Below are 19,045 nucleotides of genomic sequence, written 5' to 3'. Positions count from 1 at the left end.
GACCGCGTCCAGATACAGCGCATCGGGAAAAAAATTCGGGAGTTTCACATGACGTCAGTTCTGTTTTCTGCTGTTGGTTTCAGCCATTTCCCCTCTGGAGCGGCATTCATGCTGCATCCGCCTTCCTAGCCGCCGCCAGCCGGTTCTTCCCCCCGCGAGGGGGTTCTTTTCCGCGAGTCCGACCGCGCCGCCCGGCGCGGCCGCTGGCGCAGTGCATCCTTTTTTCAGGAAGGGTTGCCGGCTCCTGGTGCGTGCACCGGAATCACCGGCCCGACGAACTATGCTTTCGATAGCGACCAAAGTGGAACAGATCGTGATGGAATCGGCCTTTCTCAGCGAGGGATTGGGCCGCGGCTTGCTGAACCTGTCGGAACTGGCGCGCCAGCTGCAGCCGCAATTGCAGAGCGACTTATGGAAACCGGTGGGGCAGGCCGCCGTGGTGATGGCGCTGCGCCGCCTGGCCGAACGGATGCCGCAGCAGAAAAGCGGCGAAATCGTGCTGGCGCACCGCGCGGGAGAACTTTCCACGCGCAGTGAATTGATGATTTTTACCTACCGCTATTCCGACCAGACCTATGACTGCCAGCGCCAGTTGCTGGCGCTGGCCGCACCCCAGCGCGGCACCTTCATCACGGTCACGCGCGGCGTCAACGAGGTGATGGTGATCTGCAGCCGCAGCCTGCACGCGCTGGTGGAAGAGGTCTTCGGCGGCGAGCAGGAACTGGCGCGCCTGGAGCGCGTGACGGCCGTGACCCTGCACCTGGCGCCCGAGACCTGCTATACGCCAGGCGTGTATCACGCCATCCTCAAGCGCCTGGCCTGGGAGCGCATCAATCTGATCAATATCATCTGCACCTACACGGAACTGACCTTGCTGCTGGAAGCATCGCAGACGGGGGCCGCCTTTTCCGTGCTGTCGAAGATCGTCGCGCAATGAAAAACGCCCCGCTGCAGCGCTGCAGCGGGGCGTTTGCGGGATGGACGCCGCTTATTTTTCCAGCTGCGTGCGCACGCGGGCGATCGCGGCGCGCACCTGGTTTGGCGCGGTGCCGCCCACGTGGTCGCGCGCGGCCACGGAGCCTTCCAGGGTCAGTACTTCAAACACGTCTTCGCCCGTCAGCGGCGAGAAGGCGCGCAACTGCTCCAGCGACAGGTCGGCCAGGTCGCAGCCCGCATCGACGCAGGCGCGCACGGCCAGGGCCACGGCTTCATGGGCGTCGCGGAACGGCAAGCCCTTCTTGACCAGGTAGTCGGCCAGGTCGGTCGCCGTGGCATAGCCCTGCAGGGCTGCCGCGCGCATCGCTTCCGGCTTCACCGTGATGCCGCCGGCCATGTCGGCGAAGATGCGCAGGGTGTCGATGACGGTGTCGACGGTGTCGAACAGCGGTTCCTTGTCTTCCTGGTTGTCCTTGTTGTAGGCCAGCGGCTGGCCTTTCATCAGGGTCAGCAGGCCGATCAGGTGGCCGTACACGCGGCCCGTCTTGCCACGCGCCAGTTCCGGCACGTCCGGGTTTTTCTTTTGCGGCATGATCGACGAGCCGGTGCAGAAGCGGTCGGCGATGTCGATGAAACCGATGCGTGGGCTCATCCAGATCACCAGTTCTTCGGCCATGCGCGACACGTGCATCATCAGCACGGCGGAGGCGGCACAAAATTCGATGGCGAAATCGCGGTCCGAGACGGCGTCGAGCGAGTTGTGGCACACGTCGTCAAAGCCCAGCGTTTTTGCCACGCGCAAGCGGTCGATGGGGAAGGTGGTGCCGGCCAGCGCGGCGGCGCCCAGCGGCAGGCGGTTGACGCGCTTGCGGCAGTCGGCCATGCGCTCGGCGTCGCGGCCGAACATTTCAACATACGCCAGCATGTGGTGGCCAAAGGTGATCGGCTGGGCCACCTGCATGTGGGTAAAGCCCGGCATGATGGTGTCGGCATGCTGCTCGGCCAGGTCCGTCAGCGCGCTGCGGAACGTCGCCAGCAGGGTGGTGATGTCGTCGATGGCGGCGCGCACGTACAGGCGGATGTCGGTCGCCACCTGGTCGTTGCGCGAACGGCCCGTGTGCAGGCGCTTGCCCGCGTCGCCTACCAGTTCGGTCAGGCGTTTTTCGATATTCAGGTGGACATCTTCCAGGTCCAGCAGCCATTCGAACTGGCCGGCGGCGATTTCCTGCGAAATTTGCGCCATGCCGCGCTGGATTTCCGCGTAATCGGCCGGGCTGATGATGGCTTGCGCATGCAGCATTTCCGCATGGGCCAGCGAACCTTCGATGTCGAACAGCGCCAGGCGCTTATCAAAAAATACAGAAGCTGTGTAGCGCTTGACGAGGTCCGAGACCGGTTCGGAGAACCGGGCCGACCAGGCTTCGCCCTTTTTGGAGAATTGATCAGTCATGAAAGAAGTCCTTTAGTGTACGGCGATTATAAACAAGGTTGGCCGGCGGTAGGGCTTTTAGGACCTTGCAGGGCGCTGAAATGGCCAGGAATGGGGCTGGCAAGCCTCAAATGCCACGACGCGGGCACGTTGTGCGTTCCATCCGGGCTTTTTGTATTCTGTCCCGCGAATCGTGCGTTTGGTCGCAATCCGATGGCAGTTCAGGGGGGATCGGCCTACAGTTCAATCATCGCAGGACAAACAGCAACGCCCCTCAACCTCAAGGAAAATATCATGAACATCGCTAAAAACATGGAAGCCATCTTCGTCGCCATCATCGCCATCGCCGCCGCCACCAGCCTGGCCACCGCCGCCGTGCCGAAGTTCCGCGCCGCGCCAGCCGCTTCCGTCACCTTCGTCGCCAGCGCCGATCAAGCCACCATGCACACCGTGTATGTCAGCGCCAAGCGCCTGAGCGCCGAAGAAAAAGCCGCCCTGTAAGCGCGGCCATGCCATGCACGCAGTATCGGTAACAGCAGTAGCAGCACCGTACCTCGCAGCACCTTGCAGTATCTCATCACGGGCAATTCGAACGGGCGGCGCCCCCGTTTCTCTCCCGCCCAGGTGACAGCAGCGCGCAAATCGCCGATGATCAGTTTTTTTCCACGACAGGCGGACAGCGTGATGCCACACTTGAAGATCAGTAGCGACAAGGCGGAACTTGACGTTCCGGCCATTCACCATTTTCTCAGTACGCAATCGACATGGGCCATCGGCATCGCGCAGGCCACCGTACAGCGCGCGATCGACCATTCGCTATGCTTCGGCGGCACGCTGGACGGCCGTCAAGTGGCATTCGCCCGCGTGGTCAGCGACTACGCCACGTTTGCCTATCTGGTCGACGTGTATGTGCTGGAAGAGTGCCGCGGCCGCGGCTACAGCAAGCGCCTGATGGAGGCCGTGATGGCGCATCCCGACTTGCAGGGGCTGCGCCGTTTCATGCTGGCCACCAGCACGGCGCATGGCTTGTATGCGCGTCACGGCTTTACGGCGCCGCTCAGGCCGGAGACGCTGATGGAGCGGTATGTGCCGAACATCTACCTGCGCTGACTGGCTTACTGCCAGTGCATCAGACAGGGCGGAATCAAGAGCAGCAGCGCCAGCACCAGGTAAATCAGCTGCAGCGGGATCATCCACTTGGCCCACGTAATCCAGGGCACGCGCGCCAGCGCCAGCACGCCGACGGTGATGCCGGAAGTGGGGATCATCGGCGTGGTGAATTCGCCGAACTGGAAGGCCAGGATGGCGGTCTGGCGCGTCACGCCCACCAGGTCGGCCAGCGGCGCCATGATCGGCATGGTGAGAGCCGCCTGGCCGCTGCCCGAGTGGATGAAGAAGTTGATCACCGACTGCATGAAGAACATCTTTTGCGCGGCGAAGACGGGACTCGACGACGCCACCAGGGGCGTCAATGCGTGCAGCATGGTGTCGATGATCTGCGCGTCGCGCGCCAGGATCATGGTGCCGCGCGCCAGCGCGATGACCAGCGCCACGCTGACCATGTCGCGCGCGCCCTGCACGAACGACGCCACCAGGCTGTCCATGTCGAGCCGGCCGACCAGGCCGACGACGATGGCCATCACCAGGAACAGGGCGGCGATTTCATCGATGAACCAGTCGTACTTGACGACGCCGACGACCATCGTCAGCAGGGTTGCCATGAAAATCCACAGCACCGCGCGGTGCGTGCGCGTCATGCCGGCAAAGCTGTTCAGGTCCAATGTGTGCTCGCTGCGCTTTTCGATATCGAGCAGGTAGGTCGGGCTTTTTTCCGGATGGCGCTTGATGCGCGCCGCGTACCACATCAAGAACACGATGCTGACCGCCGTGGCGATGGCCCACACGATCAGGCGGTAGCCGATGCCGGAAAAGATCGGCACCCCGGCGATGCCCTGCGCGATGCCGACGTTGAACGGGTTCAGGAAGGCGGCGGAAAAGCCCACTTGCGAGCCGATGAAGGGAATCGACACTCCCGTGATGGTGTCATAGCCCAGGGCCAGGGCCAGCGGCACGAAGATCAGGATGAAGGGAATCGCTTCCTCGTTCATGCCGAAGGTGGCGCCGCCCAGCGAGAACATCGTGAAGAAGACGGGGATGATGGCGGCGCGCACGAAGCGCGAACTGGTATGTGCCTTGGCGATGGCCTTGATCAGCGAATCGAAGGCTTCCGTTTTTTGCAGCACGGCGAAGGCGCCGCCGACGATCAGCACGAAGCCGATGATCAGGCTGGCGTCGACGAAGCCCTTGATGGGCGCCATCATCAGCGCGGCGAGTCCCTGCGGCTTGTTGTCGACATAATGAAACGTGCCGGGGATGATCAGCTGCTTGCCGTTCACCAGCTGGGTATCGAATTTCCCGCCCGGCACCAGCCATGTCGCCAGGGCGATCATGGCCAGGATGCCGCACAGCAGGACGAAGGTATTGGGGAGCTTGAATTTTCTCATGGCGCTTTTTGTGACATTTATTGGCTCAGCAGGCTGCCGCCGCGGAAGGCGACGGCGCCGGCGACCTTGCCGACGTTCATGCCCCGCAGGACGTGGCGGTGGGCGCTGCGCGCAAAAAAGACGCCGGCCACGGTGCAGCGCAAGGTTGTCGTCTCGCCGCTGACGGGGTCGATCAGGTCGGCCACGGCGTCGCCGGCGGCCAGCACGTCGCCCATTTCGCGCAGATACACCAGCACGCCATGATGCGGCGCAAGGATCGGTTCCACGCCGGCCAGCGGCGTCGGTTCGCATTGCGGCGCGGGCAGATCGTCGCCGGCGCCGGCTATCTCCAGCACGCCCTCGATGGCGAGAAAGCGCAGCAGGGCGGTGGCGTCGCGCTCTGCCAGGGCGTAGCTCACTTCCACTTCGCCGCGCAACTCGACCGTGGTCGACAGGCAGGCGGCGGGAATCGGATAGCGTCCGCCGAAGTGCGCGTCGAGATCCCACCACAACCGGCTGCAGGCTTCATCGAACGGCTCTTCGCCAGCAGCCAGTTCCAGCAGCACGGCGCGCGCGCCCAAGAGAGCGGACAGGGGCGCGATCTGCGCCGCCAGCGGCGTGCCCGTATAAATGTGCAGGGCCGCCTCGTTATCGCAATGCAGGTCGAGCACGATGTCGGCGTCGATGGCCATGCCCAGCAGGGTTTTCTTCAAGGTCTCCGCATCCGTGCCCGGCCGCCAGGCGGCGACGGCCGCGCGCGCATGCTCGCGTATCAGCGCCACGTTGGCTTGCGCATCCTGTCCCAGCTGGCCATCGAGCGTGGTTTTCAATTCATCGGCCACGTGGCGGTAGGCGCGGTTGAAGTTGATGCCGGTGGTCAGGTCGAAGCGGCCGAACGGCGCGCCATGGATGGCTTGCGCCAGGCCGATCGGATTGGCGGCCGGCACCAGGATGATTTCGCCATGCACCTTGCCCGCCGCCTCCAGCGCCAGCAGTTCGCGGCGCAGGAATTGCGACACCAGCATGCCCGGCACTTCATCCGCATGCAGCGCCGCCTGGATGTAGACCTTCTTGCCGCTGCGGCTGTTGGCTGCCGCGGTGCCGAAGTGAAAGCTGCTCAATTGGCACGCTACGCTGGCGTGCGCGGTGGAGATGGGGTGCTGTTGTACTTGCATGGTGAATTCGCCCCAAAACGGGGCGCGGTTGATGGATTTCGGTCGATTATGTAGCAATATTTTCACGAAGTAAATCAATGAAAATCCTTTTACAAATATTTGTTGAGTTTTCTTTTTGATATGAGTACAGTAAGTTCCAGCGACCCGATTTCGCCTTCCGCCAGTGATCCGCAGTGCCCCAGAATACAGGCCGCCAGTGATATGAGAGCATCCGCCAATCCTGCACGCAGCAGTCCCCACACGCCACGGGCTGGCACGCTAGCGTCGCCCGATGCCGCGTTCGCGCAGTCTCCGCTGGGGCAGGCGCTGATGCACGTGCTGGCCGGCGGCTCGGCTTCGCAGCGGCAGATCGCCGACTACCTGCTGCGCAACCAGATGCGGGTGACGGCGCTGGGCATCGAGGAACTGGCCGACAGCTGCCAGGTATCGACGGCCACCATCAGCCGCTTCGCGCGCGACATCGGCCAGAAGAATTATTCGGCCATGCGCGGCGCCATGGCCGAAACCCTGCAATCGCTGTTGCAGCCAGTCGACAAATTGCGCCGCACGATAGAGCGCCGCGCGCGCACCACGTCGCCCATCACGGAAAGCCTGGAATATGCGGCCGCGAATATCGCCGCCACGTCCGCTGCCCTGTCGCCGCACGCCATGCAGGCCGTGGTACGCCGCCTGACGCGCGCCAGGGTGGTGTATGTGATGGGTTTTGGCCTGTCGGCCAACCTGGCAGGCATGCTGGTGCAGCATCTGCAGCCATTTTGCCCGCATGTGGTGGAGGTGGTGGGCATCGGCGGCTCGGAAGTGGCGGCCGGCCATTTGGTCAACCTGACGGCGCACGACGTGCTGGTGGTGATCTCGTTTCCCCGCTACACGCTCGACTGCATCGGCCTGGCCAGCTTCGCGCGCGACCGCGGCGCCTGCATCGTGGCGCTTACCGATTCGCCCGCCTCCCCCCTGGCCGAACTGGCCGATCACGCGCTGTATGCGCAAAGCACACACCCCGTCCTGCCCAGCAGCGCCAGCACGGCGCTGGCCATGATCGAGGCGCTGGCCGTGGCGCTGATGGTGTCGAACAAGAAGAACGTTGAAAAAGCGGCCCGTCTGAGCGAAGTCATCGCCGCCTATCTGTACGGCGGCGAGCATGGCGTGCAGGGACCCCGGAAAACAGCTTCAAAGCAACGCAAGGCAGTCTCAAAGTCATTATAAAAATCAGGCATCATCATTGGGGAGAGTGGCAATGCACATGAAAAGACAAGACGGCGGCTCCTTGCCACGCGAGTCGGTGCTGGCGCAAGGCGTGCGACTGGCGCTGGGCGCCCTGAGCGTGTCGGCGGCGCTGGGCATGCTGGCCGGCGGCGCGCAGGCGCAGGAGCAGGTGCAGGACGGCGACGCCGCGCCGAAAAAAATGCAGCGCGTGGAAATCACGGGGTCGGCCATCAAGCGGCTGGAATCGGAGACGGCGCTGCCGGTGCAGATCATCACGCGCGCCGAGATCGAAAAGGCGGGCGTGACGACGGCGGCCGAGCTGATGGCGCGCGTGTCGGCCAACGTGGGAGGCCTGACGGACGGCGCCAGCATCAATATTGGCGGCGACCAGCGCGGCTTCAACAGCGCCAACCTGCGCGGCGTGGGCACGTCATCGACCCTGGTGCTGCTGAATGGCCGGCGCATGGCCAACTTTGCCTCGCCCGGCGACGATGCGGGCGTGGATCTGAATAATATTCCCGCCGCCGCCCTGCAGCGCGTGGAAGTGCTGCTCGATGGCGCCTCGGCCCTGTATGGCACGGACGCCATCGGCGGCGTGATCAATTTCATTACGCGCAAGGATTACCAGGGCGTGGAGCTGAACGTCTACGGCAGCCGCACCGATGAAGGCGGCGCCGGCAAGCGCACGGCCAGCATCACGGCCGGTACTGGCGACCTGGGTACGGATGGCTACAATATCTTCGCCGTGGTCGACCTGCAAAAAACCGACCGCCTCAGTTCCTCGCAACGCAAGTTCATTCCGAACCTGCAGGTTCCGCAGCGCCTGGGGCATTTGCTGTCGAGTTTTACCAGCCCGGCGAATATCCGCCTGTCGGGGGAGCAGCGCGACTATTTGCAGGAACAGGGCTTCCTGCTCAATGGCCAGCCGATCAGCGGCCGGCAGATCAATCCGTCGATCCCGAACTGTTCGCCGCCGGCCAATCTGTACCTGCCAGCGGGAACGGGCGGCGTCGATGCCTGTACCTACGATTACATGGGCGACACGGAGCTGTATCCGAAGACGGACAAGCAGAACCTGCTCACGCGCGGCGTACTGAAACTGAATAACGAGCACCAGCTGTACGCGGAAGTGGCGCTGAGCCGTTCGCGCAGCTATTACGTGGGCTCGTCGGCGCGCGTGATCGGCTATCTCGATTACAGCAAGGTGCCGCAGCTGGCCAATACCGGCCTCGATAGCATCGTCGATGAAGACGGCAATCCGACTGCGCGCGAACTGGAGCTGCGCATGCGGCTGAACGAGGCGGGCATGCGCACCAGCCAGTTGACCAGCGAGAGCCAGCGTTTCGTGGTGGGCGCCAGCGGCACGCTCGCCGGCTGGGATTACGACGTGGGCTTCAATCACAGCGTCAACGTCGTGAAGGACCGCGACACGCATGGTTATGTCCTGTACGACAAGCTGTTGGAAGGCATCGCCTCCGGCGACATCAACCCATTTGGCCCATCGGGCGCGAAGGGCAAGGCGCTGCTCGACAGCATCCAGGTCAATGACGAAGTACGGCATGCGCGCGGCACCATGGATGCGCTCGACTTCAAGGCATCGCGCGCGCTGATGGCCTTGGGTGGTGGCGACATGGCGCTGGCCGTGGGCGGCGAAGTGCGCCGCGAGCGCACCGAGTTCCGTCCCTCGGCGTTGCTGATGAGCGACAACATCAACAACGACGCGGCGCCCGAAGGCGGCGTGGCCACCAGCGACAGCCGCAATGTGCAAGCCATCTACAGCGAATTGCTGCTGCCGTTTACCAAACAGTGGCAGGCGCAGTTGTCGGGGCGCTATGACCATTACCAGCAGGTGGGCGGCGCCCTCAGTCCGAAGATCGGGCTGACCTATATGCCCAGCAAGCAGGTGCTGCTGCGCGCTTCGGCAGGCAAGGGCTTCCGCGCGCCATCCATGTCCGACCTGCACCGGCCCACTGCCTACAGCAGTACGGCGACGCTGCCGGATCCCGTGTATTGCGCGAGCGAGAACAATGATTACTCCGTCTGCGCCGATAATTGGGATACGCGCCGCTACAGCAACGACAAGCTGAAACCGGAGCGCAGCCGCCAGTTCACGGCCGGTCTGGTGCTTGAGCCCAGTCGGCACTGGACCTTCAGTGCCGACTACTGGAACATCAAGCGCACGGACCTGATCAGCGAAATCGGCGACGACATCATCCTGGGCAACCTGGCCAAGTATGGCGACCTGGTGCACCGCGACGAAGACAATGAAATCGACTACATCGAGCTGCGCAAGGAAAACCGCGGCGCGCAAAAGGCGGCGGGTCTCGACATCACGGCGGACCTGCATGGCGTGCAAATGGCGTGGGGACGTTTCGGCGCCCACCTGAGCGGCACCTACGTGCTCGATTCGAAAATCCAGACCAGCCCCGGCGACGTCTTTATCAGCAACCTCAATAAATTCGTCACGGAAGGCGTGGTGCAGCGCTGGCGCCATACGATCACGCTCGACTGGGACAATGGCCCGTATTCGGCCAGCCTGTCGAACACGTATTCGAGCGGCTACGATGACCAGAACTCGGCCATCAACACGGATAACGGCAGTGTCGTCAAGCCGAATCGGGTGAAGGCGTACACGCTGTGGGACATGTCGGGCGCGTATGCCGTCAGCAAGCAGTTCAAGCTGCGCGCGGGCATACAGAATCTGTTCAATACCAGCCCGCCATACTCGAACCAGGCCTACTTTTTCCTGTCCGGCTATGACCCGACCTACACGGATCCGCGGGGCCGGCGCTTCTATGCGAGCGCCAATTACAGCTTCAAGTAAGCAGTTTTACATAGAAGCGTGGAGATACCGCAACAACGCCGTCATCTGCGGCGGGTAGCATCGTAGTGTGATGGCGCTGGGTTGCAAGCAGCAGTATTGCAAGCAGCAGTATTGGCAGCAAGGGCGCGTGCCTGCATCAACAAGCGTGCGCCACTTTTCTTGTATTTGAAAGGCACCATGAAATCATCCGCAAGCCTGTATCACACCTTCCGCGCCGCGCTGCTGTTTGCGCTGGCATTGTGCAGCGTCCATGCCGTGGCGGCGCCGGGCGGCAGTGCCATCGGCAGCGCGCCGCAGGGAACGCTCGTCATCATCGGCGGCGGCCTGCGCGCCGATAATGCCGAAGTCTGGCAGCGCATCGTCAAGTTGTCGGGCGGGCCAGGCGCGCGCATCGCCGTGCTGGCCTCGGCCGCGATGAACCCGGAAAAATCGGGCGAAAGCATCATCAAAAAGTTGAACCAATATGGCGCCGATGCCTTTTTCGTGCCGCTGGCCGTCAAGCTGCCGAACAGGGATTACCGCAAGGCCGCCGAAGACCCGGCCATCGTCACGCAGATCAAGTCGGCCAGCGGCATTTATTTTGCCGGCGGCGACCAGGGACGCATCACGCAAGCCTTGCTGCGTCCGGACGGCAGCCGTACGGCAGCGCTGGAAGCCATCTGGTCGGTCTACCGCAACGGCGGCGTGATCGCCGGTTCCAGCGCCGGTGCCGCCATCATGAGTACCACCATGTTCTACGACGCCAAGCCCGTACTCGACATGCTCAAGATGGGCGTCACGGATGGCCGCGAGATCGCGCCTGGCCTGGGCTTCATCGGCAGCGATGTCTTCGTGGACCAGCATTTGCTGGTGCGCGGCCGTTTCGCCCGCATGATTCCCGTGATGCTGAAAAAAGGCTATCACCTGGGCCTGGGCATCGATGAAAACAGCGCCATGGTGGTCGACGCCATGCGCGACGTGGAAGTCATTGGCTACAGCGGCGCCTTGCTGATCGACCTGTCGGGCGCCATCAGCGACCGTGGCGTGAAAAATTTCAATATCAGCAATGCGGCCATCAGCTACCTGGACCGGGGCGACAAATTCAACCTCGTCACGCGCGTGTTTACGCCGTCGCCGGACAAGGCCGACAACAAGCTCGATCCGAACCAGCCCGACATGCGCGAACCCGTGTTCACCAACGATATCCTCGGCAATAACGCCGTGCTGGACCTGATGGGCAACCTGATCGACAACGCGCAGCAGGAAGCCATCGGCATCGCCTTCGGCAATCCGCGCGATCCGTATCCGGACCTGGGCTTTGAATTCCGCTTCAGTAAAACCGTCAACAGCGTCGGCTACAGCTCGACCGAGGCGGAAGCGTATTCGGTGCTGAAGCTGCGCCTCGATATCCGCCCCATCCAGTTGCGCCAGCCGCTGTACCGCTACAAGTAGGCGCCGCGCTAAGTAATCCTCAGGAAATTATTGTGAATTTATGACGAACAGAACTGGATGCTATGCAAGGCGCCTGCTGCGACGCAGTGCGAGCACTGCTAACAGCGGGCAACGCCGCAGAGCGCCGGTTATGGAAGTCAGAAATCACAATAATTTATTGGGGGTTACTTGGCGCCGCCAGCGCGGCCACGCGGCGATCGTCAAGGCCCTGAGCAGCCACTCGACGGGGCCATACGCGTGGCCGCGCAGCCACCAGCGGCTCAACGGCAACTGCACGCAAAAGATGATGAGCGCCAGCGCCAGGGCACCGAGCGGCGAGACGCTGCCCATCAGCCGTGCGCCATACGCGAGGAACAGCATGGCGCAGATGGCCGACTGCAGCAGGTAGTTCGACAGGGCCATGCGGCCCGTGTCGGCCAGCAGCGCAAACAGCGTGCCGTCGCGCAGGCGCTCGAACAGGGCCAGCGCCAGCGCCACATAAGCGCCGGCCAGCAGCGGCGCGCTTGCCAGGCCCACGGCCAGTCCCGCCACCTGCCATGCCTGGCTTTGCGCATACACGGACGTCCACGCATAGAAGGCGGCGCCAGGCAGTCCCGCCAGCGCGCCGGCCCACAGCAGGCGGCGGCGCAGCGGCAGGTAATCGCTGGCGTGCAGCAGCATCTCGCGCTTGCCGGCGGCCAGGCCGCACAGGAACATGGCCAGCGCACACGGTGCCTGCACCAGCAGCAGGACGATCCAGATTTCACGCAGTTCGCGCAGGTGCTGCTTGACGACGGCGGCCGGCGTGGCGTGGTAGGCGGCCAGCGCGCTTGCCGCCTTTTGTGCCATCGCCACGGCGTTGTCCGCGACGTCGCCCGCCGGTTGCAGGCTTTGCAGCCACGCCATGCCGGCCCAGAATGCCACGCAGACGGTGACGAGGATGCCGGCCAGAGTGAGTGCCTGGCGTTCGCCGCAGCGGTGCAGCGCCAGCAGCACGATGCCCAGCACGGCGTAGGTGGTGAGTATGTCGCCATGAAACAGGAACATGGCATGCAGGGCGCCGATCAGCCACAGGCCCGCTTGCCGGCGCAGCATGCGCGGCACGAACGGCGCGTCGGTGCGCGCCGCCGCCTGCATCTGCAAGGTGAAGCTGTAGCCGAACAGGAAGGAAAACAGCAGGTAGAACTTGGTCTCGAACAGCAGGGCGACGAGAAAGTGCGTGGCGCGGTCCACGCCGCCGTGAAAGGCCGGATCGGTTAAGCCCAGGCCGAACCAGGGCGTGGCGAAGGCGCCGATATTGACGACCAGGATACCGAACAGGGCGCAGCCGCGCAGGGTGTCGACGTCGGCGATGCGCGCGGACGGGGTTTTCATGGCGCCGCTCATGCCACGGCAGGGCGCAGGAAGCGCGCCAATAACAGGTGCAGGCTGGCCCGCTGCGCCAGCGGGGCGTATTGGGGATCGACGGCGACCCGGTTGAAGATGCCGTCGATTAGCGCGGCGATCCAGCTGGCCGTCTGCGCGGCGTCCAGCGCGGCGTCGGCCTGGCCCGCTGCGGCCGCCTCTTCCAGCAAGGTTTGCAGGCCGCCGCGCAGGGTAGCGTCGTTGCGCGCCACCCTGGCCGCGATATCCGTGTCGCGCATCGCCTCGGCGGAAATGTCCAGCGCCAGCCCCGCAAAGTCGCCATCGGCCGCCAGCGCCAGCACCAGGTCCATGAAATCGAGCAGGGCGCCGTAGGCATCGGCACTGCCTTGCACGCCGGCGAAATAGGCGGCCGTCTCGCTGCCTTCCTGGTCGACGATGGCGGCGATGATGGCTTGCTTGGTGGGGAAATAATGAAACAGGTTGCCGGGACTCATGCCCGCTTGCGCGCAAATGGCGGCGGTGCTGGTCTGGTGAAAGCCCTTGCGCGCAAAGCAGCTGCGCGCGGCGGCGAGAATGGCGTCGCGGCGGGCCGCGTGTTTGCCGGGATCGATGGTGCGCATGGTTCTGTCCTTTTATAAATCGACTAGTCGATCTAATATAAGGCGATTGCATCGCCTGGTCAAGCGCATCGTCTGAAATGGGCGCTTTGCACGCTCCCTTCCTGTCGCTACAATGTGCCGCAGCGGTTTTTCCCGCGCCTGCCGGCTGGCCCGCCGATTGTTTGGAAAACCGATCCCTTCACCTGTTTTTCTACCGTTTTAGGAATAACATGCAGCAGACCCCGATTCGATCCTTCCTCTGCGCGCTGGCGCTGGCCGCCGGCATCGTCCCTGCCGCGCAGGCGGACAACGCGCCACTGCCGGCCACCATGCGCCTCGATTACCAGCACAGCGGCAATGCGCTGGGCGAGCATTATGCGGTCGAGCGCGTGCTGGTCGAGCCCCTGCCATGGCCGGGCAACCTGGCGCGTCCCATCGATGACAGCAATCGTGGCAACAACCTGCTGGAAGTGGTCGACATCAAGTCGGGCAAGGTGCTGTACTCGCGCGGTTTTTCCACCATCTTCGGCGAATGGGCCAGCACCGATGAAGCGAAAACCACCACGCGCGCCTTCCAGGAATCCGTGCGCTTCCCGCAGCCCGAGCACCCCGTGCGCGTGCGCATCCTCAAGCGCGACGAGCGCGGCCTGTTTTCCATCGTGTGGAGCACCGATGTCGACCCGGCGGCGCAGGACGTGATCCGCAAGCAGCCGCCGGCGCCCGTCAAGCCTATCCCGATCCGCATCAGTGGCCCCTCGTCCGGCAAGGTTGACCTGCTGATCATGGGCGATGGCTATACGGCCGCCGAAATGGGCAAGTTCGAGGCGACGGCGCGCAAATTGGCCGAGCACCTGTTTACCGTCTCGCCATTTCGCGAGCGGGCCAATGACTTCAATGTGTGGGCCATGGCCGCGCCGACGCAGGAATCGGGCGTGTCGCGTCCATCGACGGGTGTGCATCACGCCTCGCCGCTGGGTACGCGCTACGACATCTTCGGCAGCGAGCGCTATGTGCTGACGACGGACAACCGCGCGCTGCGCGACCTGGCGCAATATGCGCCGTATGAATTCATCGAAATCCTCGTGAATAACGATACCTACGGCGGCGGCGGCATCTTCGGCCAGTTCAGCACGGCGGCAGCGAACAGCGACTGGGCCAATTACCTGTTCGTGCATGAATTCGGCCACCATTTCGCCGGCCTGGCCGACGAGTACTACACCTCGCCCGTGGCCTACCAGTCGAATGGCGAGCGCCAGGAGCCGTGGGAGCCGAACGCCACGGCGCTGCGCGATCCGGCCAGGCTGAAATGGAAGAACCACGTCAAGGCGGGCACGCCGCTGCCCACGCCATGGCCGAAGGAAGCATACGACAGCCATGCGCGCGAATACCAGAAGCAGCGCGCGGCCCTGCGCGCGCAAAACCGCCCGGAAAGCGAGATGAGCGACCTGTTCAAGGCCGACCTGGCGTACACGCAGCAGCTGTTCTCGAAGGCGCCGCAGCGCCATGCGGTGGGCGCCTTCGAGGGCGCGAACTACGAGTCGTCCGGCTACTACCGACCGGAGATGCAGTGCATCATGTTCGACCGCAGCGAGACGTTCTGCTCCGTATGCCAGGATGGCATCAGCACCATCATCGACCTGTATTCGCGTCCCGCACCGGCGCCGGAAAAATAAGACCGTTCAAGTCTGTCCTGTAATGCATGGTGGGCCATGTTGCAACGCAATAGCATGGCCCCCTTTCTGCCTCGTCCTGCCGCCTGCCTTCCACCACTGCCCAGATCCGCTTGTTTTTCAGGCAATATGCATCTGCGCCCGCATGCCGTCTTTTCTTCCCGTCAGCCCGGTAGTATTATCAAATACATACGCTCGCACGCTTGCCTGAAAAATATTTCATTTAGATAATATTGCGGTAAAATTTGATTTACATCAATGTTGCATTGCCGCAATCGCACTTATAGTTGACCTAGCTCAAAACGATAAGCATGTGGACCGGACTCATCGCGAATCACGTATCTAAATGCTGTAGAGTAATTTTCGCCCTGTACCAGTTCCCCGAGAATGCACTGGTGCCGGCCTCGAATTTCAGTGACGGAAGCCGATTCATGAAGATGCAGACCCCCGCGCCTGACGCGTGCAGTACCTTACACCCCCACACTCCGATAGCCTTGCCGTATGCGCGCGCCGGTGGCGTCACCCTGGCCATGTGCGCCGCCGCCATGCGCGCCGGCGCGGTGCGCTGCGTGCATGCGGCCACGCCGTGGCCCGCCCTGCGTCCAGTCCAGGCATGATGGCCGCCTTGCCGCAGCACTTGCCTTTGCAGGGCAAGCGGGGCCTGGTGGTGGGCATTGCCAATGGGCAAAGCATCGCCTGGGGTTGTGCCAGCGCCCTGCGCGCGGCCGGCGCCGAACTGGCCGTCACCTGGCTCAATGACAAGGCCAGGCCGCACGTGGAGCCGCTGGCGCAGCAAGTGCAGGCGGCCATCATGGCGCCGCTCGACGTGGCCGTGCCGGGCCAGCTCGAAGCGCTGTTCGCGCAGATCGAACGGCAGTGGGGGCGGCTCGATTTCGTCGTCCATTCCATCGCCTACGCGCCGAAGCAGGACTTGCATGGCCGCGTGACGGACAGTTCCGCCGACGGCTTTGCGCAGGCCATGGATGTCTCCTGCCACTCCTTCATGCGCATGGCGAAACTGGCCGAACCGCTGATGCCGGACGGCGGCAGCCTGATGACCATGAGCTATTTGGGCGCCGAAGAAGTCATCGCCGACTATGGCCTGATGGGTCCCGTGAAGGCGGCGCTGGAAGCGTCGGTGCGCTACCTGGCCGCCGAACTGGGGCCGCAAGGCATCCGCGTCAACGCCATTTCGCCGGGGCCACTGGAGACGCGGGCCGCTTCCGGCATTGCTCATTTCGACCGCCTGATGGCTGACGCCATCGAACGCTCGCCCATGCGCCGCCTGGCCACCATCGAGGACGTGGGCGCGCTGTGCGCCTTCCTCGCCGGCGACGGCGCGCGCGCCATCACGGGCGGCACCCTGTATGTCGATGGCGGCTACAACATTCTGAATTGACTGGAAGATGATGACCATGGCTGTTTCTACTTTGCCCAACCGCGCCAGGATGGCCGCGCTGGCCACCATGCTGGCCCTGGCCGGCTGCGCCTCGATGGCGCCGCCGTACGCGCCACCGCCGCTGCCGGTGGCGGCGCAATATCCGGAAACCGATCCGCCCGGCGCGCACGCCCCCGACGTCGCCTGGCAAGCCTACTTTGCCGACCCGCGCCTGCAGGCGCTGATTGCGCAGGCGCTGGCCAGCAACCGCGACATCCGCATCGCCGCCCTGCGCGTGGATGAGGCGCGCGCCGCGTATGGCATCCAGCGCGCCGAACAATTTCCCGCCATTGCGCTGGGCGCCTCCGGCAGCCGCGCGCGCGTGCCCGGTGACCTGAGCGTGACGGGCCGCCCCATGACGAGCGCGCAGTACCAGGCGGGCTTGAACGTGAGTGCCTGGGAGCTCGATTTCTGGGGCCGCGTGCGCAGCCTGAAGGACAGCGCGCTGCAAACCCTGCTGGCCAGCGACGAGGCGCGCCGCGCCGTCGGCGTGGCCCTGGTGGCGCAGGTGGCGAATGGCTACCTGGGCTTGCGCGAACTCGATGAACGGGTGGAACTGGCGCGTGCCACGGTCGACAGCCGCGCCGAATCGCTGCGCATCTTCACGCGCCGCTTCGAGGTGGGGGCGATTTCCAAGCTGGACCTGACGCAGGTGGAAACCCTGCTCAGCCAGGCCTTGTCGCTGTCGGCCCAGCTGGAACAGGCGCGCGCCGTACAGGCGCACGCGCTGGCCCAACTGGTGGGCGGCCCCGTCGACCTGACGCCGGTGGCTGGTGAGGTGCGCCGCTTCGACGACGCCAGCGTTCTGCAGCCGCTGCATGCGGGCCTGTCCTCGGCTTTGCTCACGCAGCGTCCCGACCTGATGGCGGCCGAACACCAGCTGCGCGCCGCGCAAGCCAATATCGGCGCCGCGCGCGCCGCCTTCTTCCCGACGATTTCGCTGACGGCGGCTTACGGCACGGCCAGCGCGGAATTGAGCGGCTTGTTCGATTCGGGCAGCGGCGCGTGGAATTTCGCGCCGCGCCTGGTGCTGCCGATCTTTGACGCGGGCCGTATCCGCGCCAATATGGACCTGGCCGAGGTGCGCCGCGACGTGGCCGTGGCCAATTATGAAAAGAGCGTGCAGGGCGCCTTCCGCGAAGTGGCCGACGCGCTGTCGAACCGGCGCTGGCTGGCGCTGCAGGTCGACATCGGCAAGACGACTTTGGCCGCGCAGAGCGAACGGGCGCGCCTGGCCAAGCTGCGCTACGACAATGGCGCAGCGCCCTACCTGGAAGTGCTCGATGCACAGCGCGACTTGCTGACGGTCGAGCAGCAACTGGTGCAGACGCGCCGCGCGCTGCTCTCCAGCCAGGTCAGCCTGTATGCGGCGCTGGGCGGTGGCGCGCCAGCCACTTCCGCCGCCGCTTCCACCCACTAATTTGATCGCCCCGATACCATGACTCCACAACTGAAGAAAAAACTCATCCCCGCGGCGCTGGTCGTGGCCGTTCTCGTGCTGGGCTATGTGGCCTGGCAAAAAATGCGTCCCACGGGCCCTGGCGAAGGCTTTGTCAGCGGCAATGGCCGCATCGAAGCGACGGAAATCGACGTCGCCACCAAGCTGGCGGGAAGGGTCAAGGAGATCCTCGTGCGCGAGGGCGACTTCGTCAAGGCGGGCCAGCCGCTGGCCACCATGCAGGTCGATTCGCTGACGGCCCAGCGCGACGAGGCGCGCGCGCGCCAGCAGCAGGCGTCCGACGCCGTGGTCGGCGCGCAGGCGCAAGTGGCCGTGCGCGAGAGCGACAAGGCTGCCGCGCTGGCCATCGTGGCGCAGCGCGAAAGCGAACTCGATGCGGCGCGCCGCCGTCTGGCCCGTTCCGAAACCCTGTCGAAAGAGGGCGCTTCCTCGGTGCAGGAACTCGACGACGACCGTGCCCGCGTGCGCAGCGTGGCCGCCGCCCTGAATGCGGCCAAGGCGCAGGTGACGGCGGCGCAGGCGGCCATCGACGCGGCCCGGGCGCAGGTGGTCGGCTCGCGCTCCGCCGTCGTCGCCGCCGAGGCGACCACGGCGCGCATCGACTCCGACCTGGCCGATGGCCAACTGACGGCGCCGCGCGACGGCCGCGTGCAATACCTGGTGGCGCAGCAGGGCGAAGTGCTGGCCGGTGGCGGCAAGGTGCTCAACCTGGTCGACCTGTCGGACGTCTACATGACCTTCTTCCTGCCCGAGACGGCGGCCGGCAAGGTGGCGATGGGCGGCGAGGTGCGCATCATCCTCGACGCGGCGCCCAACTACGTGATTCCGGCGAGGATCTCGTTTGTCGCCGCCAGCGCGCAGTTCACGCCGAAGACGGTGGAAACGGCCAGCGAACGCCAGAAACTGATGTTCCGCGTGAAAGCGCAGATCAGCCGCGAGCTGCTGCAAAAGCACCTGGCGCTGGTGAAAGTGGGCTTGCCCGGCGTGGCCTGGGTGCGTCTCGATGCGAAGCAGGCATGGCCCGCTGAACTGACGGCGAAGGTCCCGCAGTGAC

Annotated in this window: 16 protein-coding genes; 11 read left to right on the top strand and 5 right to left on the bottom strand. The window is 64.4% G+C overall.

Annotated elements, in window-relative coordinates:
• Positions 1 to 280: 280 nt before the first annotated feature.
• Positions 281 to 937: a hypothetical protein gene (locus CSQ92_RS17415; protein ID WP_034780353.1), complete on the top strand. Its 657-nt coding sequence runs from the start codon at positions 281 to 283 to the stop codon at positions 935 to 937.
• Between the two features lie 51 nt (positions 938 to 988).
• Here CSQ92_RS17415 and argH read toward each other — a convergent pair whose 3' ends face one another.
• Entirely contained in the window at positions 989 to 2,386 is a 1,398-nt protein-coding gene (gene argH, locus CSQ92_RS17410) for an argininosuccinate lyase (protein ID WP_099394894.1), read from the bottom strand.
• Positions 2,387 to 2,659: 273 nt separating this feature from the next.
• Between argH and CSQ92_RS17405 the strand changes: the two genes are divergently transcribed.
• A complete protein-coding gene (locus tag CSQ92_RS17405; RefSeq protein WP_092607672.1) occupies positions 2,660 to 2,866 on the top strand; it encodes a hypothetical protein in 207 nt (68 codons plus the stop codon).
• A gap of 183 nt (positions 2,867 to 3,049) precedes the next feature.
• The gene (locus CSQ92_RS17400; protein WP_099395094.1) at positions 3,050 to 3,475 is read left to right on the top strand and encodes a GNAT family N-acetyltransferase; all 426 of its coding nucleotides are present in this window, start codon (positions 3,050 to 3,052) and stop codon (positions 3,473 to 3,475) included.
• Between the two features lie 5 nt (positions 3,476 to 3,480).
• Here CSQ92_RS17400 and CSQ92_RS17395 read toward each other — a convergent pair whose 3' ends face one another.
• Both CSQ92_RS17395 and CSQ92_RS17390 read right to left on the bottom strand, forming a co-directional pair.
• Positions 3,481 to 4,869 carry a YfcC family protein gene (locus CSQ92_RS17395; RefSeq protein ID WP_083299835.1) on the bottom strand — a complete coding sequence of 463 codons (1,389 nt, stop codon included), beginning with the start codon at positions 4,867 to 4,869 and terminating at the stop codon, positions 3,481 to 3,483.
• A 17-nt stretch (positions 4,870 to 4,886) separates the two neighbouring features.
• Positions 4,887 to 6,023, bottom strand: a complete 1,137-nt coding sequence (locus tag CSQ92_RS17390; RefSeq protein WP_099395093.1) for a succinylglutamate desuccinylase/aspartoacylase family protein — start codon at positions 6,021 to 6,023, stop codon at positions 4,887 to 4,889.
• Between the two features lie 201 nt (positions 6,024 to 6,224).
• Here CSQ92_RS17390 and CSQ92_RS17385 point away from each other — a divergent pair, with 201 nt between their 5' ends.
• The 3 genes from CSQ92_RS17385 (at position 6,225) to CSQ92_RS17375 (ending at position 11,481) form a co-directional block, all read left to right on the top strand.
• Positions 6,225 to 7,226, top strand: a complete 1,002-nt coding sequence (locus CSQ92_RS17385; RefSeq protein WP_070281602.1) for a MurR/RpiR family transcriptional regulator — start codon at positions 6,225 to 6,227, stop codon at positions 7,224 to 7,226.
• A 31-nt stretch (positions 7,227 to 7,257) separates the two neighbouring features.
• On the top strand, positions 7,258 to 10,050 hold the full coding sequence (locus tag CSQ92_RS17380) for a TonB-dependent receptor (RefSeq protein ID WP_099394893.1): 2,793 nt from the start codon (positions 7,258 to 7,260) through the stop codon (positions 10,048 to 10,050).
• Positions 10,051 to 10,227: 177 nt separating this feature from the next.
• The gene (locus CSQ92_RS17375) at positions 10,228 to 11,481 is read left to right on the top strand and encodes a cyanophycinase (protein ID WP_034780338.1); all 1,254 of its coding nucleotides are present in this window, start codon (positions 10,228 to 10,230) and stop codon (positions 11,479 to 11,481) included.
• Positions 11,482 to 11,625: 144 nt separating this feature from the next.
• Here the strand turns inward: CSQ92_RS17375 and CSQ92_RS17370 are convergent, their stop codons facing one another.
• Both CSQ92_RS17370 and CSQ92_RS17365 read right to left on the bottom strand, forming a co-directional pair.
• Entirely contained in the window at positions 11,626 to 12,834 is a 1,209-nt protein-coding gene (locus tag CSQ92_RS17370; protein ID WP_180277045.1) for a DUF418 domain-containing protein, read from the bottom strand.
• Between the two features lie 8 nt (positions 12,835 to 12,842).
• Positions 12,843 to 13,445 carry a TetR/AcrR family transcriptional regulator gene (locus tag CSQ92_RS17365; RefSeq protein WP_099394891.1) on the bottom strand — a complete coding sequence of 201 codons (603 nt, stop codon included), beginning with the start codon at positions 13,443 to 13,445 and terminating at the stop codon, positions 12,843 to 12,845.
• A gap of 209 nt (positions 13,446 to 13,654) precedes the next feature.
• Here CSQ92_RS17365 and CSQ92_RS17360 point away from each other — a divergent pair, with 209 nt between their 5' ends.
• The 5 genes from CSQ92_RS17360 to CSQ92_RS17345 all read left to right on the top strand — a co-directional run bounded on the left by CSQ92_RS17360 (position 13,655) and on the right by CSQ92_RS17345 (position 19,044).
• Complete coding sequence (locus CSQ92_RS17360; RefSeq protein ID WP_099394890.1) at positions 13,655 to 15,097, top strand: IgA Peptidase M64; 1,443 nt, start codon at positions 13,655 to 13,657, stop codon at positions 15,095 to 15,097.
• Positions 15,098 to 15,525: 428 nt separating this feature from the next.
• Positions 15,526 to 15,711 (top strand): hypothetical protein, encoded by a 186-nt coding sequence (locus CSQ92_RS28795; protein ID WP_139144132.1) that lies wholly within the window; start codon positions 15,526 to 15,528, stop codon positions 15,709 to 15,711.
• Positions 15,708 to 16,493, top strand: a complete 786-nt coding sequence (gene fabI / locus CSQ92_RS17355) for an enoyl-ACP reductase FabI (protein WP_170846361.1) — start codon at positions 15,708 to 15,710, stop codon at positions 16,491 to 16,493. Before CSQ92_RS28795 ends, fabI begins: the two co-directional genes overlap by 4 nt.
• Before the next feature lie 10 nt (positions 16,494 to 16,503).
• Entirely contained in the window at positions 16,504 to 17,952 is a 1,449-nt protein-coding gene (locus CSQ92_RS17350; RefSeq protein WP_099395092.1) for an efflux transporter outer membrane subunit, read from the top strand.
• A gap of 18 nt (positions 17,953 to 17,970) precedes the next feature.
• Complete coding sequence (locus CSQ92_RS17345; RefSeq protein WP_099394889.1) at positions 17,971 to 19,044, top strand: HlyD family secretion protein; 1,074 nt, start codon at positions 17,971 to 17,973, stop codon at positions 19,042 to 19,044.
• The last annotated feature ends 1 nt before the right edge of the window (position 19,045 follow it).

The organism is Janthinobacterium sp. BJB446, from assembly GCF_002735655.1.
GTDB classification, from domain to species: domain Bacteria; phylum Pseudomonadota; class Gammaproteobacteria; order Burkholderiales; family Burkholderiaceae_D; genus Janthinobacterium; species Janthinobacterium lividum.
The sequence above is the reverse complement of the archived record's forward strand: the minus strand, read 5'-3'. Positions and strand labels throughout refer to the sequence as shown.